The organism is Nocardia sp. bgisy118 (genome assembly GCF_057708605.1).
Window position 1 is genome coordinate 59,713 of record NZ_JBYISM010000021.1, and the last position, 13,224, is coordinate 72,936.

11 protein-coding genes are annotated in these 13,224 nt (G+C 69.0%); 6 read left to right on the plus strand and 5 right to left on the minus strand.

Annotated elements, in window-relative coordinates:
• Window positions 1–12: 12 nt before the first annotated feature.
• Window positions 13–2,739: a DNA polymerase I gene (gene polA, locus AC3EO7_RS24205; protein ID WP_435592457.1), complete on the plus strand. Its 2,727-nt coding sequence runs from the start codon at window positions 13–15 to the stop codon at window positions 2,737–2,739.
• 90 nt (window positions 2,740–2,829) lie between these two features.
• On the opposite strand, the gene AC3EO7_RS24210 is transcribed toward polA, so the two are convergent.
• A complete protein-coding gene (locus AC3EO7_RS24210; RefSeq protein ID WP_431970694.1) occupies window positions 2,830–3,429 on the minus strand; it encodes a TetR/AcrR family transcriptional regulator in 600 nt (199 codons plus the stop codon).
• 65 nt (window positions 3,430–3,494) lie between these two features.
• Here AC3EO7_RS24210 and AC3EO7_RS24215 point away from each other — a divergent pair, with 65 nt between their 5' ends.
• Window positions 3,495–4,799 (plus strand): YhgE/Pip domain-containing protein, encoded by a 1,305-nt coding sequence (locus tag AC3EO7_RS24215; RefSeq protein ID WP_435592458.1) that lies wholly within the window; start codon window positions 3,495–3,497, stop codon window positions 4,797–4,799.
• Between the two features lie 967 nt (window positions 4,800–5,766).
• Here the strand turns inward: AC3EO7_RS24215 and AC3EO7_RS24220 are convergent.
• Complete coding sequence (locus AC3EO7_RS24220) at window positions 5,767–6,081, minus strand: DUF6191 domain-containing protein (RefSeq protein ID WP_431970696.1); 315 nt, start codon at window positions 6,079–6,081, stop codon at window positions 5,767–5,769.
• 413 nt (window positions 6,082–6,494) lie between these two features.
• On the opposite strand from AC3EO7_RS24220, the gene AC3EO7_RS24225 reads away from it, so the two are divergent.
• Window positions 6,495–6,920, plus strand: a complete 426-nt coding sequence (locus AC3EO7_RS24225) for a 2-isopropylmalate synthase (RefSeq protein ID WP_435592459.1) — start codon at window positions 6,495–6,497, stop codon at window positions 6,918–6,920.
• Window positions 6,921–6,988: 68 nt separating this feature from the next.
• Here the strand turns inward: AC3EO7_RS24225 and trxA are convergent, their stop codons facing one another.
• Together trxA and AC3EO7_RS24235 are read right to left on the minus strand one after the other, a co-directional pair.
• The gene (gene trxA / locus AC3EO7_RS24230; RefSeq protein WP_431970698.1) at window positions 6,989–7,360 is read right to left on the minus strand and encodes a thioredoxin; all 372 of its coding nucleotides are present in this window, start codon (window positions 7,358–7,360) and stop codon (window positions 6,989–6,991) included.
• Between the two features lie 49 nt (window positions 7,361–7,409).
• Window positions 7,410–7,931, minus strand: a complete 522-nt coding sequence (locus tag AC3EO7_RS24235; protein ID WP_431970699.1) for a 2'-5' RNA ligase family protein — start codon at window positions 7,929–7,931, stop codon at window positions 7,410–7,412.
• Window positions 7,932–8,010: 79 nt separating this feature from the next.
• Between AC3EO7_RS24235 and AC3EO7_RS24240 the strand changes: the two genes are divergently transcribed.
• Window positions 8,011–9,096, plus strand: a complete 1,086-nt coding sequence (locus AC3EO7_RS24240; protein WP_435592460.1) for an isocitrate/isopropylmalate dehydrogenase family protein — start codon at window positions 8,011–8,013, stop codon at window positions 9,094–9,096.
• A gap of 18 nt (window positions 9,097–9,114) precedes the next feature.
• Here AC3EO7_RS24240 and AC3EO7_RS24245 read toward each other — a convergent pair whose 3' ends face one another.
• On the minus strand, window positions 9,115–9,450 hold the full coding sequence (locus AC3EO7_RS24245; RefSeq protein WP_431970701.1) for a hypothetical protein: 336 nt from the start codon (window positions 9,448–9,450) through the stop codon (window positions 9,115–9,117).
• Between the two features lie 49 nt (window positions 9,451–9,499).
• Between AC3EO7_RS24245 and AC3EO7_RS24250 the strand changes: the two genes are divergently transcribed.
• Together AC3EO7_RS24250 and AC3EO7_RS24255 are read left to right on the plus strand one after the other, a co-directional pair.
• Complete coding sequence (locus tag AC3EO7_RS24250; protein ID WP_435592461.1) at window positions 9,500–10,339, plus strand: TetR/AcrR family transcriptional regulator; 840 nt, start codon at window positions 9,500–9,502, stop codon at window positions 10,337–10,339.
• A gap of 79 nt (window positions 10,340–10,418) precedes the next feature.
• Complete coding sequence (locus AC3EO7_RS24255; RefSeq protein WP_435592462.1) at window positions 10,419–12,866, plus strand: molybdopterin oxidoreductase family protein; 2,448 nt, start codon at window positions 10,419–10,421, stop codon at window positions 12,864–12,866.
• The last annotated feature ends 358 nt before the right edge of the window (window positions 12,867–13,224 follow it).

Sequence of the window (13,224 nt, forward strand, 5' to 3'; positions counted from 1 at the left end):
AGACTCTGGGGCGTGAGCTCACCCACGACTGCCTCGCGTCCCACCGCCGCCGCCCCCGGCGACCGGCCGACACTGCTGTTGCTGGACGGGCATTCGCTCGCCTATCGCGCCTTCTTCGCGCTACCCGCGGAGAACTTCAAGACGGTGACGGGGCAGACCACCAACGCGGTGTACGGGTTCACCGCGATGCTCATCAATCTGCTGCGCGACGAGAAGCCGAGCCACGTCGCCGCGGCCTTCGATGTGTCCCGCAAGACCTTCCGCACCGAGGCGTACCCGGAGTACAAGGCCAACCGCAGCCAGACGCCGGACGAGTTCCGCGGCCAGGTGGAGCTCACCAAGGACGTGCTCGGCGCGCTCGGCATCCCGGTGATGGCGATCGACGGCTTCGAGGCCGACGACGTGATCGCCACCATCACCACCCAGGCGCAGGCCGAGGGCTTCCGGGTCCTCATCGTCACCGGTGACCGCGACTCGATCCAGCTGGTGAACGACGAGGTCACCGTGCTGTATCCGCGCAAGGGCGTCTCCGACCTGACCCGGTTCACCCCGGACGAGGTGATGGCCAAATACGGCCTCACCCCGATCCAGTACCCGGACTACGCGGCGCTGCGCGGTGACCCGAGCGACAACCTGCCCGGCATCCCCGGCGTGGGAGAGAAGACCGCCGCCAAGTGGATCCGCGAATACGGCGATCTGGCCAGCCTGGTCGAGAAGGTGGACCAGGTGAAGGGCAAGGTGGGCGACGCGCTGCGCGCCAATCTCAGCAGCGTGGTGCTCAACCGGCAGCTCACCGAGATGGTCAAGGACGTGCCGCTGCCCTACACCCCCGACCAGCTGGCGCAGGCGCCGTGGGACCGGGAGAAGATCCACCAGCTGTTCGACGACCTCGAATTCCGAGTGCTGCGCGACCGGCTGTTCGAGACCCTGGCCGCGCCGGAGCCGGAGGCCGAATCCGGTTTCGAGATCTCCGGCGGCGCGCTGGCCGTCGGCGCGGTCGGCGAGTGGCTCACTGAGCACGCGAAAGCCGGTGTCCGGCACGGTGTTTCGGTGGTCGGCACGGGATCGCCCGGCAACGGCGACGTGAAGGCGATCGCGATCGCGGCCGCCGACGGCGAGGGCGGCTACATCGATGTCACCGTGCTGGCCCCCGAGGACGAGGCCGCGCTCGGCGCCTGGCTCGCCGATGCCACGGTGTTCAAGGCGCTGCACGAGGCCAAGTCGGCCGGGCACGCGCTGCGCGGACGCGGCTGGACCCTGGCCGGACTGACCAGCGACACCGCGCTGGCGGCCTACCTGGTCCGTCCCGGCCAGCGCAGCTTCAACCTCGACGACCTCTCGCTGCGTTACCTGCACCGCGAGCTGCGCGCGGAGACCGATGTGACGCCGCAGCTCTCGCTGCTCGACGACGAGGACACCGTCGACGCCGAATTGGCGCAGGCCGAGATGCTGCGCGCCCGCGCGGTGCTCGACCTGGCCGCCGCGCTCGACCAGGAACTCGAGCAGATCGAGTCCACCGCGCTGCTCACCGACATGGAGCTGCCGCTGCTCGGCGTGCTGTCCACCCTGGAGGACGCGGGCATCGCGGTCGACGTCGAGCTGTTGGAGACGTTGCAGCGCCGGTTCGCCGACAAGGTGAGCGAGGCGGCCGAGGCGGCCTACGGCGTGATCGGCAAGCAGATCAACCTCGGCTCGCCCAAGCAGCTGCAGGTGGTGCTGTTCGACGAGCTCGACATGCCCAAGACCAAGCGCACCAAGACCGGCTACACCACCGACGCCGGCGCGCTGGAATCGCTGTTCGAGAAGACCGAGCACCCGTTCCTCGAGCACCTGCTCGCGCACCGCGACGCCACCCGGCTCAAGGTGACGGTGGACGGGCTACTGAAGTCCGTCGCCGAGGATGGGCGCATCCACACCACGTTCAATCAGACCATCGCGGCCACCGGACGCCTCTCCTCGACCGAGCCGAACCTGCAGAACATCCCCATCCGCACCGACACCGGACGCCAGATCCGCGACACCTTCGTGGTCGGCGCCGGGTACGCGGAGCTGATGACCGCCGACTACAGCCAGATCGAGATGCGGATCATGGCGCACCTGTCGGGCGACGAGGGCCTGATCGAGGCGTTCAACTCCGGGGAGGACCTGCACAGCTTCGTCGCGTCCAAGGCCTTCGACATCCCCATCTCCGAGGTCAGCCCGGAACTGCGCAGGCGCATCAAGGCCATGTCGTACGGCCTCGCCTACGGGCTGAGCTCCTATGGTCTCTCGGCGCAGCTGAAGATCAGCACCACCGAGGCGAAGGAGCAGATGGACATCTACTTCTCCCGCTTCGGCCGCATCCGCGACTACCTGTACGAGGTCGTCGAGCAGGCGCGCAAGGTCGGCTACACCGAGACGCTCTTCGGCCGCCGCCGCTACCTGCCCGACCTGGATTCCAGCAACCGGCAGCGCCGCGAGGCCGCCGAGCGGATGGCGCTCAACGCGCCCATCCAGGGCACCGCCGCCGACATCATCAAGGTGGCGATGATCAACGTGCACAGCGCGATTCGCGACGCGGGCCTGCGCTCGCGGATGCTGCTGCAGATCCACGACGAGCTCGTCTTCGAGGTCGCCGAGGGGGAGCGGGAGGCGCTGGAGCGGCTGGCCCGCGAGCAGATGTCCAGCGCGATCGATCTCTCGGTACCGCTGGACGTGTCGGTCGGCACCGGGCGCAGCTGGGATTCCGCCGCGCACTGATCCTCGGCCCCACACATCTCCCGCCCGCCGCACAGAGGCATTGATTGTGTGAAGCGTGCGAGGGGTGTGTGGAAAGCCGGTCCGACCGGGTCACCGTCGCGGGCGCAGCCCGTCCAGCATGTGGCTGGTCATCTCGTCCAGTAGTTCGTCGGCGGCGTCGGCGGCGATCACGCCGGAGCCGACGAACGTGGCCAAGCCTTGCAGGATGGCGACGGCGGACAGGGCGATGCGCCGGGGTTCGCCCGCGATCACCTCGCCGCGCGCCTGTGCGTTCGCGATGAGCGCGACCGGCGCGGCGAAGGCCCGGTCCACCGCCTCGGACATCGCGTCGCCCGCGGCCGGGCTGTGCCTGCGGGCGAACATCAGCGCGAGCAGGGCCGAGTTCTCGGTGGCGAAGCGCAGGTAGGTCCGCGCCATGTCGCGGATCGGGCCGCCGACCGAGTCGCAGACCGCGGTCGTCTCGAGCGCGGTGCCGAGCTGCTGGAACCCCGACACCGCGAGCGCGTCGAGCAGCGCCTGCTTGTCCTTGAAATGCCTGGTCGGCGCCGCGTGGCTGACGCCGATGTCGCGCGCCAATTGCCGCAGCGACAGGCCGTCGACGCCGGATTCCCGCAGTGTGGTCTCGGCGCGCTGCAGCAACTCGGCGCGCAGGTCGCCGTGATGGTAGGCGCGTGTTCGGGTTCTCGGCATGGTGTATGCAGGATAACAAAATGTAGGCGTTGACTACTTTGTAGGCACTGCCTACATTTTTCGGTATGACGGTTCGGACCTTCACCGCCCCGATCGCCGTGTTGATGGTGTTCGCGGGGCTGCTCGCCACCATGTACCTCGGCTACGCCAGCAATACCGAGAAGAACCTGCACGACTTTCCCGTCGCGCTGGTCAACCAGGACGTCGGCGACACCCTCGACGGCAAGCCCGCGAACATCGGCGCTCAGGTCACCGACGCGCTGGCGGCCGGAATCCCTTCGGACACCGTCGATCTGCGCGTCGTCGGCATCGCCGAGGCGCGCAACCAGCTGCAGGACGGCGAGGTGTACGGCGCCATCGTGATCCCGTCGGACTTCACCAAGCGCCTCGCCATTCTCGGCGCGGCCGCGGTGGTGCCCGGCGAGATCGAGCGACCGGTCATCACGGTGCAGACGAATCCGCGCATCGGGCCCTACACCACCGGCATCATGCAGCGCATCGCCGACCGCGCGCTGACGCGCGTGAACGAGACCGTCGGCAAGAATCTCACCGATCAGGTGAACGCCGCGCTCGCGAACGGCGCTCCCGTCGAGATGAGCGGCGCCGCAAGGCTTCAGCTGACCGACCCGGTGCAGATCGTCACGGCTCCCTACCGGCCGATGGACGACGGCGCGGGGCAGGGTCTCGTCGCCTTCTTCTACACGCTGATCCTGCTGCTCGCCGGATTCACCGGCGCCATGATGATCCACACGCTCATCGATTCGGTGCTCGGCTTCACGCCGACCGAGTACGGCCCCTGGTTCGTGCAGCCGCCCGCCACGGGCGTCTCGCGCCTGCGCACCCTGCTGATCAAGTGGGGCGTCATCGCCACGGCGGCGCCCATCCTGTCCGCGATGTTCCTCGGCGTCGCAACGGCATTGGGCATCCCGCTCGGTAACGGGCCGCTGCTGTGGCTGTACGGGACCCTGGCCATCATCGCCGTCGGCATCACCGCGCTCGCGGTGCTCGCCGCCTTCGGCACCGCGGGCCTGCTGGTCAACCTGATCCTGTTCGTGGTGCTCGGCCTGCCCTCGTCGGCCGCCACCGTCCCGCTGGAGGCCACGCCCTCCTACATCTCGAATCTGGCGGCCTTCGAACCCATGCACCAGATCTACCTGGCCGTGCGCGCCATCCTCTTCTTCGACGCCCGCGCCTCCGCGGGCCTCGGCCAAGGCCTCTGGATGACCTTGCTCGGCCTGGCCATCGGCCTGATCCTCGGCGTCCTCGCCACCCACCTCTACGACCGTCGCGGCCTGGACCGCGCCACCGCCTCGGATCTGTCGCCGGTGGCGGCTCCGTCTCCGGTCGCGATCCCTGTCGCGGCGGGCTGAGACCGAGGCGTGCACGGCGGCCGCGGACCCCGACCATCGGGTGAGCGACCGCTTTGCGGACCGCGTCGGTTGGGTTGGCCGCGATGGAGGGAATTTCGGCAGTCGCGCCGGGTGCGGGGACGGCGTTGAGTACACCGCCTTGCAGTTGTTCGTAGTACTCGACTTTCCGTTGCAGATACTGAGCGTTCTCGGTTGCCAATTCCAGTTGGTGCAGCATCTCGTTCTGATCGATCTGCGGACCACGACGGTTGGCTCCCTACCCGAGGGTTCGTCGCGGTGGACAGCATTTTCCGCACGAGCCGCGGCGCCGCCGGAGCGAGAGTTCGCAGATTGGGGTTGTCGCCGACGGCGGAGAGGTCGGTCCATACGAAACCAGTACCGGTCGCGGGCTCCTGCCAAACTCGGAGCGTTATCTTCCAGCGCACTCCGTCCGACCTGACTTCCGCCATGGCGGTTCGCAGCGCCGTGATCGAAGCATCGTGCGCGCCGGCTTGTTCGACCATGATGTCGACCGAGCAGTCCGACGCTCCCTCTCGAATGGTGGCTGCGACGTAGCCCGTCTCTGGAACGTCGATCTGATCGTGGCACTTCTCCGAAATCCAGGTACGCATGTCGGTCAATGCGTGTGCGCACAACTCATCTCGATCGTCCTGCCAGATGGCCCGGTACACCAGCGACATCGAGATCCCCTTTCGGCACCCCGCCGCACACTGGACGCGCTGTCGCCATCACCTGTCGCAGCGTGGATGTTTCAAGTCTGCGCTGTTTGCTCCGGCTGAGTGGTCCGAATCGCAGTGCTTTCTGTCGCTCGTGGCCATAGCTCCCCTGAACGGATCACCGAGGCCCCGGCCGTGCCGTGCGGTGCGACGAAACATGTTGTGCCACTGACAACTCGGGGGTTCGAGCCGCAACATCGCTGGAAGCCGCTGCTGCGGGGCAGGATCGGCTGCACCGAGGATCGAACGGGTCAGTGCGACGGTGACCGGCGGACCAATCGCGCCGCGCCGGTGATCAGATCCACCTCGTCCCGCGGCGGCGCGCCGTCGGACTTCGTCTCCCGATGCATGAGGGTGGTCTGGCGCTGTTCGAACTCGTAGTGCTTGGAGCCTTGGAAGGCCGCGGTCACCTCTTCGAAGCCGGTGGCCGCGACCGGGTGACCGGAGCGGCGTTTGGTCCAGGGCAGGAAACGACTGCCGGTGAGGCGGTTCCAGAGGACTTCGGCGAACGCGAGGAGGATCAGCAGCAGGGCGAGTCCGGGGATGGTCATGGCGAGGAGACCCATGCCACGACGTTACCCGCGGCACGGGCGGTGTGAGCTGCGGCGATGATACCCGCGAGTAGACGAAACGTAGGTGCGAAAAGGTTGCTATCGGGCCACGGAATGCCTATCCTCGATGCCGTGCCGAATCCCGCCGACCACCACAGCGCAGCGCTTCGTGTCGCAGACCGCGACCGCGCTGGGTTGAACTCGGTGCACACCGGGTCCTCCGTGGTTACGCAGGCTACCGCCTCCGGGCCTGAGGTGCGCACCGGGCTAATTCCGCTTACCGCGGTGGTGGCGCAGGCGCGACTTCTCGTAGTAACCCGCCGTAGCGGGGTCTGATTCGGACCGGCCCCCTCGCTGCGGGCTGTTGAATGTGTTGACGCTGGTCCCCTCCGCCGACATTTTTCGGGAAGACCTACCCCACAATGACCATGCTGACTCTTGATACTCAGACATTCATCGCCGCCGCACCCAAGGGGCTGCGCGCGGAAGCCGCCGGGATGAGCCCGGCGGAATTCTACGACCACTACTGCGGGCACGCCGGTCCGATCCGGCTCAGCGAATACGCCGCCGGTCACCGCAACGCCGAGTGCACCGCGACGCTCGAGTTCGCCGACCATCTCCGCACGGTGGCCACCACCGGCAGCCCGGTCGCGGCCCTCACCTCGGCCCTCTACGAGGAGGGTTATCCGGTGGAGATCCTGCAGTTCCACCAGCGCCGCACCGCGGGCGGCACCGCGACCTTCGTCCGGTGCGAGCTCGACGGCAAGCGCGGATGGGGCGCGGCGTTCGCCGACGACGGCGCCGAATCCATCGTTCGCGCAATGCTTTCCGGGATCAACCGACTCGGTTCCTGAATCGCGCCGTTCCTGAAACGCACATCGGGCCGGGCCCCCAGCGGGGTGCCCGGCCCGACGTGTGTGTCTTATTCCGAAGCGGACTGCTGCTCGGCGAGCTGCTTGCGGACCTCGTCCATGTCGAGGGCCTTCACCTGGGTGACCAGGTCCTCGAGCGCGGCCGGCGGCAGCGCGCCCGGCTGCGCGAACACCAGAACGCCTTCGCGGAACGCCATGATGGTCGGGATGGAACGGATGTTCGCGGCGGCGGCGAGGCCCTGCTGGGCTTCGGTGTCGACCTTGCCGTGCACGACGTCGGGGTGCTTGGCCGAGGAGGCCTCGAAGGTCGGCGCGAAGCTCTTGCACGGGCCGCACCAATCGGCCCAGAAATCGACGAGTACCACGTCGTTTCCGGTGACTACCTCGTCGAAATTCTGCTCGGTCAGCGTCTGGGTGGCCATGACGTCCTCTCGTATCGAATGTTGCCAGCTGTAACGCCGGGCTCGGCTCTTATCTTCCACGGCCCACCGGCCACTCGCGCCGCTGGTCGCCGTCCCACCGACGGATACCCGCGATCGTGGCGGGGAAATCACGATCGGCCGCCACGGAATGCACCGCGTCACCGAGCAGACGGACCGGTACCCGGCGGGCCAGCGTGATATGCGGCGTCCAGGCGTCCGGACGCAGGTTGGCGGGCGCGCCAGGACACGGCGACACGATGTCGTATACCCGCCTCTGCAGCGTGAGCAGCTGTTCGGAGGGTACGACCAGCCGGACCAGGATCGGGTGTCGTGCGCCGAACACCAGGACGCCGCCGAGCCGCACCGGGAACGGGCGGAAGATCAGCTCGTCGAGGGCGTGGTCGATGCGCGGCCAGATCTGTCTGGCCACCGCGATCGTGATGTGCGGGCGGTGGGTTTCGATCGCCTTGGCCGTGACACTGGGCAGCCCGGCCTCGGCGAGCAGCGTCCACTGCCGCCGAATCTCGGCCTCGGCCGCGTCGTCCACCAGCAATTCGACCGACTGCACCATGATCTTCTCAACGTAGCCGCACGGCCGCGGATGGCGGGCCGGTTCCGGTGCGGCGAGGCGTCGGCGAGAGGATTGCCCGGTGAACGAGGTGAGGACAGCGGTGCGACTGGGGCTGATCGAGGGTGACGGGATCGGTCCCGAGGTGGTGCGCGCGACCAAGACGGTCGTCGACGAGGCGCTGGCCGCGGCGGGCGCGGCCGCGGTGAAGTGGGTGTCGTTGCCGATGGGGCATCGCGCCATCGAGGAGTTCGGCACCGCGCTGCCGGAACACACGCTGCGCGGGCTCGAGGAACTCGACGCCTGGATCCTCGGGCCGCACGACAACGCGTCCTATCCGGCCGAGCACCGCGGCGCGGTGGCGCCCGGCGGCGCGATCCGCAAGCAGTTCGGCCTGTACGCGAACATTCGCCCGGCCCGCGCGTTCCCGGGCGTCCGCTCTGCCGCGCCGGACATCGACCTGGTGATCGTGCGCGAGAACAGCGAAGGGTTCTACGCCGATCGCAACATGTTCGCCGGCTCGGGGGAGTTCCAGCCGACCCGCGACATGGCGATGTCTGTCGGCGTGGTGACTCGGCGCGCCTGCGAGCTGATCGCGCACGAGGCCTTCCGCCTGGCCTCGGCGCGTCGCAAGCGGGTCACCATCGTGCACAAGGCGAATGTGCTGCCGATGACCATGGGTCTGTTTCGCGATGTCTGCTACGAGGTGGCGCGCGCGTACCCGGGCGTCGAGGTGGACGACGAGCACGTGGACGCGACGGCCGCGCATCTGGTCCGCGCCGCAGGCGATTTCGACGTGCTGGTCACCGAGAATCTGTTCGGCGACATCCTGTCCGATCTGGCGGGCGAATTGAGCGGTTCGCTCGGCATGGCCGCCTCGTTGAACTGCTCGGCGACCCGCGCGATGGCGCAGGCGGTGCACGGCGCCGCGCCGACCCTGGCCGGGCACAACCGCGCCAATCCGGTCGCATTGCAGCTGTCGGCGGCGATGTTGCTGCGCTGGTTGGGAACTCGCGACGCGGATACCGCGCTGCACGGCGCGGCGGATCGCATCGATCGGGCGGTGGCGGCGACCTTCGCGGCGGGCATCGCGACCGCCGATCTGGGCGGTCAGGCCTCGACCGGCGAGTTCACCGAGCAGGTGTGCGCCAGGGTGCACCGGCGCTGAATCGGCTCGGTCCGCGGTTCAGGACAGTCCGGTGGCGAGCTTGACGACGACCTTCTCGTTGGTGACCTCTTGCACTGTCACGTTGAGGCCGTCGGCGGGCTGGGTCTCGCCGACCGGGACGTCGACCTGCTGACCGCCGACCCTCAGGGTGACCGTGTTCCCGTTCACGGCGACGAGTTCCGCGTCGACGCCGAGAATGTTCGCCTTGGCGTCCACGCCGCGGTCGAAGGTCACGGTGCACCCGCCGACATTGCATTCGGACTTGGTACCCGCCCCCTCCACGGTGCAGGCGGCCGCGCCGAGCGGGGCGAGCAGGGCCACAGAAGACAGGATGATCAGCCGTCGAACACGCACGCGCCCAGTGTAGGGGGATTCGGACATCTCCGGCGAGCTGCGGGAACGGTTGCGCGCCGTCGGCGCCCAGCTGGCCGCGCTGCTGCGGGTGCGCCGCCCCGACCTGGATCCGTCCAGGGCCGACCTGCTCGCCTGGTCGACCCTGGCGGTGGCGACCAGCGTCTCCTTCCACCGGCTGCGGCTGCCCGGCGACCGCTTCCGCCAGCTGCTCGCCGAGATGATGACGGCGGTGTCCGATGCCGAGATCCCGGCGCTGAGACGCGGCGCGGTCGGCGCCGTCGATGCGACCGACCGGTGGTATCCGTCGCGGCGCGCCGCGATTCTCGACCAGGCGACCCGGCTGTTCGATCGGTACGGCTTCGCCGGGGTCGGCATCGAGGACATCGGCGCCGCCGTCGGCATCGCGGGCCCCAGCGTCTACAACCGCTTCTCCAGCAAGGCCGAGATCCTCGTCGAACTGTTCGCCCGCGCGAACCTCATCCTGCAAGCCGATCTGCAACGCGACCTCGCCCGCGCGACCAGCGCCGCGGACGCGCTGCACCGGTTGATCGGCAGCTACACCGCGTACTCGCTGGAGAACCCGGCCCTGATCCGGCTGCTCATCACCTCCGAAGCCGACCAGCTCGGGCCCGAGGAGAGCCATCGATTGCGCGGGACACAGCACGGGTACGTCGCCGAATGGGTGGGACTCGTGCGCGGGCACCACCCGGAGATGGATCCGACGGAAGCGCGCATCCGCGTGCACGCGGCGCTCGGCGCCGTCAACGACATCGCGGCGACACCGCATCTGCGCGCGTCCGCGGGCATCGAGGCAGCCGCCGGGATCGTATGCGGCGCACTGCTCCGCATCGACCCGCCCCGCGCCCGAGCGCGCCGAGGCCGCGGGTAGCCACGGGCCGGTCGCGACCGCCGGATAAAACCGCAGCGCAGGCCGGGTTGCCGCGCCGGGCGACGGGTACGCGGGCGGTATGGAGAGGCAAGATCGAATAGCGGAACCCTGGGGTCGCAGGCTCGCGTACGGGCCCGGACAGCGGTGGCCCGAACGGGTGGACATGTATCTGGTGGCGGGCGTCGAGCCCGAGGACGTGCAGCGGTGGGTGCCGTCGGCCTCGATATTGAGCTCCAACGGCGACGCGTTCGACATCGCGGTCGTGGACGGCCGGATGGTCGGTGTCCGCGGCCGCGCCGTGGACCGGGTGAATCGCGGCAGGCTCGGCCCGAAGGATCTGTTCGGCTGGCAGGCCAACGCCTCGCCGGACCGGCTGACCCGCCCGCTCGTCCGCCAGGACGGCGAGCTCGTCGAGACCGATTGGGACACCGCCATGGACCGCGTCGTGCGGCACAGCAGGGCGCTGCTCGAGCGGCACGGTCCCGAGTCGATCGGGTTCTACACCTCGGGCCAGCTGTTCCTGGAGGAGTACTACACGCTGAGCGTGCTCGCCCACGCGGGCATCGGCACCAACCACGTCGACGGGAACACCCGGCTCTGCACGGCGACGGCCGCCCAAGCGCTGAAGGAGTCCTTCGGCTGCGACGGTCAGCCGGGCTCGTACACCGACGTCGACCACGCCGACGTCATCGCGTTGTTCGGGCACAACGTCGCCGAGACGCAGTCGGTGCTGTGGACGCGGATCCTGGACCGGCTGGCCGGGCCGAACCCGCCCGCGATCGTGTGCGTCGACCCGCGCTACACCCCGGTCGCCGCGCACGCCACCGTCCACCTCGCGCCCCTGCCCGGCACCAATGTGGCGCTGATGAACGCGCTGCTGCACGAGATCGTCGCCAACAACTGGGTGGATCTGGACTACATTCACGAGCACACCGTCGGCTTCGACGAATTGCGCTCTCAGGTCAGCGAATTCTTCCCGGAGCGGGCGGCCAGGATCTGCGGTGTCGCGGTCGAGGACATTCGCGAGGCGGCCCGGCTGCTCGGCACCGCCGCGCGTCTGTTGTCCACGGTGCTGCAAGGCTTCTACCAATCCCATCAGGCGACCGCGGCGGCGGTGCAGGTCAACAACGTCCACCTGATCCGGGGAATGCTCGGGCGGCCCGGTTGCGGGGTATTGCAGATGAACGGTCAGCCGACGGCGCAGAACACGCGCGAATGCGGCGCCGACGGCGAGATGGCCGGCTTTCGCAACTGGGCCAACGACGCGCACGTCGCCGAGCTGGCCGAGCGGTGGCAGGTCGAGCCCGAGCGGATCCCGCACTCCGGGCCGCCGACCCACGTCATGCGGATGATCCGGCTCGCCGAGCAGGGCGACATTCGGATGCTGTGGGTGAGCGCCACCAACCCGGCGGTGTCGCTGCCGGAGCTGGCGCGCGTCCGGTCGATCCTCGCGCGCGAGGACCTGTTCCTCGTGGTGCAGGACATCTTCCCGACCGAGACCGCGGCCATGGCCGATGTCGTACTGCCCGCCGCGGCGTGGGGCGAGAAGACCGGCGCCTTCACCAACGCCGACCGCACCGTGCACCTCTCGGAGCGGGCCGTCGACCCGCCCGGTGAGGCCAAGTCCGACCTCGACATCTTCCTGGACTACGCCCGCCGCATGGATTTTCGCGACCGGGACGGCGGCCCGCTGATCCACTGGCGCGATCCGGAGTCGGCGTTCGAGGCGTGGAAGGCGTGCTCGGCCGGACGCCCGTGCGACTACAGCGGCCTGACCCACGCGAGGTTGAGTGCGGGCTCGGGCATCCAATGGCCTTGCGACAGTGCGCATCCGGACGGTACGGAGCGCCTCTACACCGACGGACGGTTCTGGACCGCGCCCGACGACTGCGAGTCCTACGGCAAGGATCTGGTCTCCGGGAAGCCGGTCGAGCTCGCCGAGTACCGCGCGCTGAACCCGGACGGTAAGGCGATCATCAAAGCGGCCGACTACGTCCACCCGCACGAGGAACTCGCCGCCGACCGTCCGTTCGCGCTGGTCACCGGGCGAACGCTGTACCACTTCCACACCAGGACCAAGACCGCACGGGTACCGCAGCTGGACGCGGCCGCGCCGGAGGTCTGGGTCGAGATCTCGCGCGCCGACGCCGAACGCGCGGAGATCGGCGAGGGCGACCTGGTGGAGGTCTCGACGCGGCGCGGGTCGGTGCGGGCCCGCGCCCGCATCGGCCGGATCCGCCCCGGCGTGCTCTTCCTGCCGTTCCACTACGGCTACTGGGACCGAGGCGACGGCGCGCACGACCGGGCGGCGAACGAGTTGACCCCGACCGACTGGGATCCGGCGTCCAAACAGCCGCTCTTCAAGACCGCGGCGGCGAACCTGCGGCGGGTGGCGCATGGCGCCCACCCGGCCCCCGCGCCGACGACGACCGCGTCCGCCCCGGTCGATGACTCCGTGGCCGCCACCACCGGTGGTCCCGCGGCGTTCGCCGACGAACTCGAATCGTTCGATGGCGGCTCGACCTGATCGAGGGGTCGCCTAGGATGCGTGCGAAATCTCCTGTGCCGGAATCTTTTCCACGTGAAGTCGGAGCGGCTCGGGTCCCGCGAGGCTCGCTGAGCAGTGTGCGCGCGCCTCGGACTTCGGGCGGCGGACGAGCGATGATGCCGCGTCGAGTAGCTAATGCCCAGCGATGCCGCGCTGCGACGGTTTCGTCAGAGCGGGTCCCGCGACCTCCCGACGGGACGTGGCGCGCGTCTCGGCTTCGGTGCTGGTGTGGGCATCGCTTCGCTTCGGCTTGTGCGCCGGAGTGAAGCGTGGACGACAACTGCCTGGACAGAATGGCAATCATGCGGCAACCCACAAGAGTGGGCGAATCGGCGCG

What these genes read in the sequence shown, in the direction of transcription:
- AC3EO7_RS24235 (WP_431970699.1), bottom strand. Translation starts at nt 7,931, where the DNA reads ATGGTGCAGTCGGTCGAATTGCTGGTGGACGACGCGGCCGAGGCCGAG.
- AC3EO7_RS24210 (WP_431970694.1), bottom strand. Translation starts at nt 3,429, where the DNA reads ATGCCGAGAACCCGAACACGCGCCTACCATCACGGCGACCTGCGCGCC.
- trxA (WP_431970698.1), bottom strand. Translation starts at nt 7,360, where the DNA reads ATGGCCACCCAGACGCTGACCGAGCAGAATTTCGACGAGGTAGTCACC.
- AC3EO7_RS24255 (WP_435592462.1), top strand. Translation starts at nt 10,419, where the DNA reads ATGGAGAGGCAAGATCGAATAGCGGAACCCTGGGGTCGCAGGCTCGCG.
- AC3EO7_RS24215 (WP_435592458.1), top strand. Translation starts at nt 3,495, where the DNA reads ATGACGGTTCGGACCTTCACCGCCCCGATCGCCGTGTTGATGGTGTTC.
- AC3EO7_RS24220 (WP_431970696.1), bottom strand. Translation starts at nt 6,081, where the DNA reads ATGGGTCTCCTCGCCATGACCATCCCCGGACTCGCCCTGCTGCTGATC.
- AC3EO7_RS24225 (WP_435592459.1), top strand. Translation starts at nt 6,495, where the DNA reads ATGCTGACTCTTGATACTCAGACATTCATCGCCGCCGCACCCAAGGGG.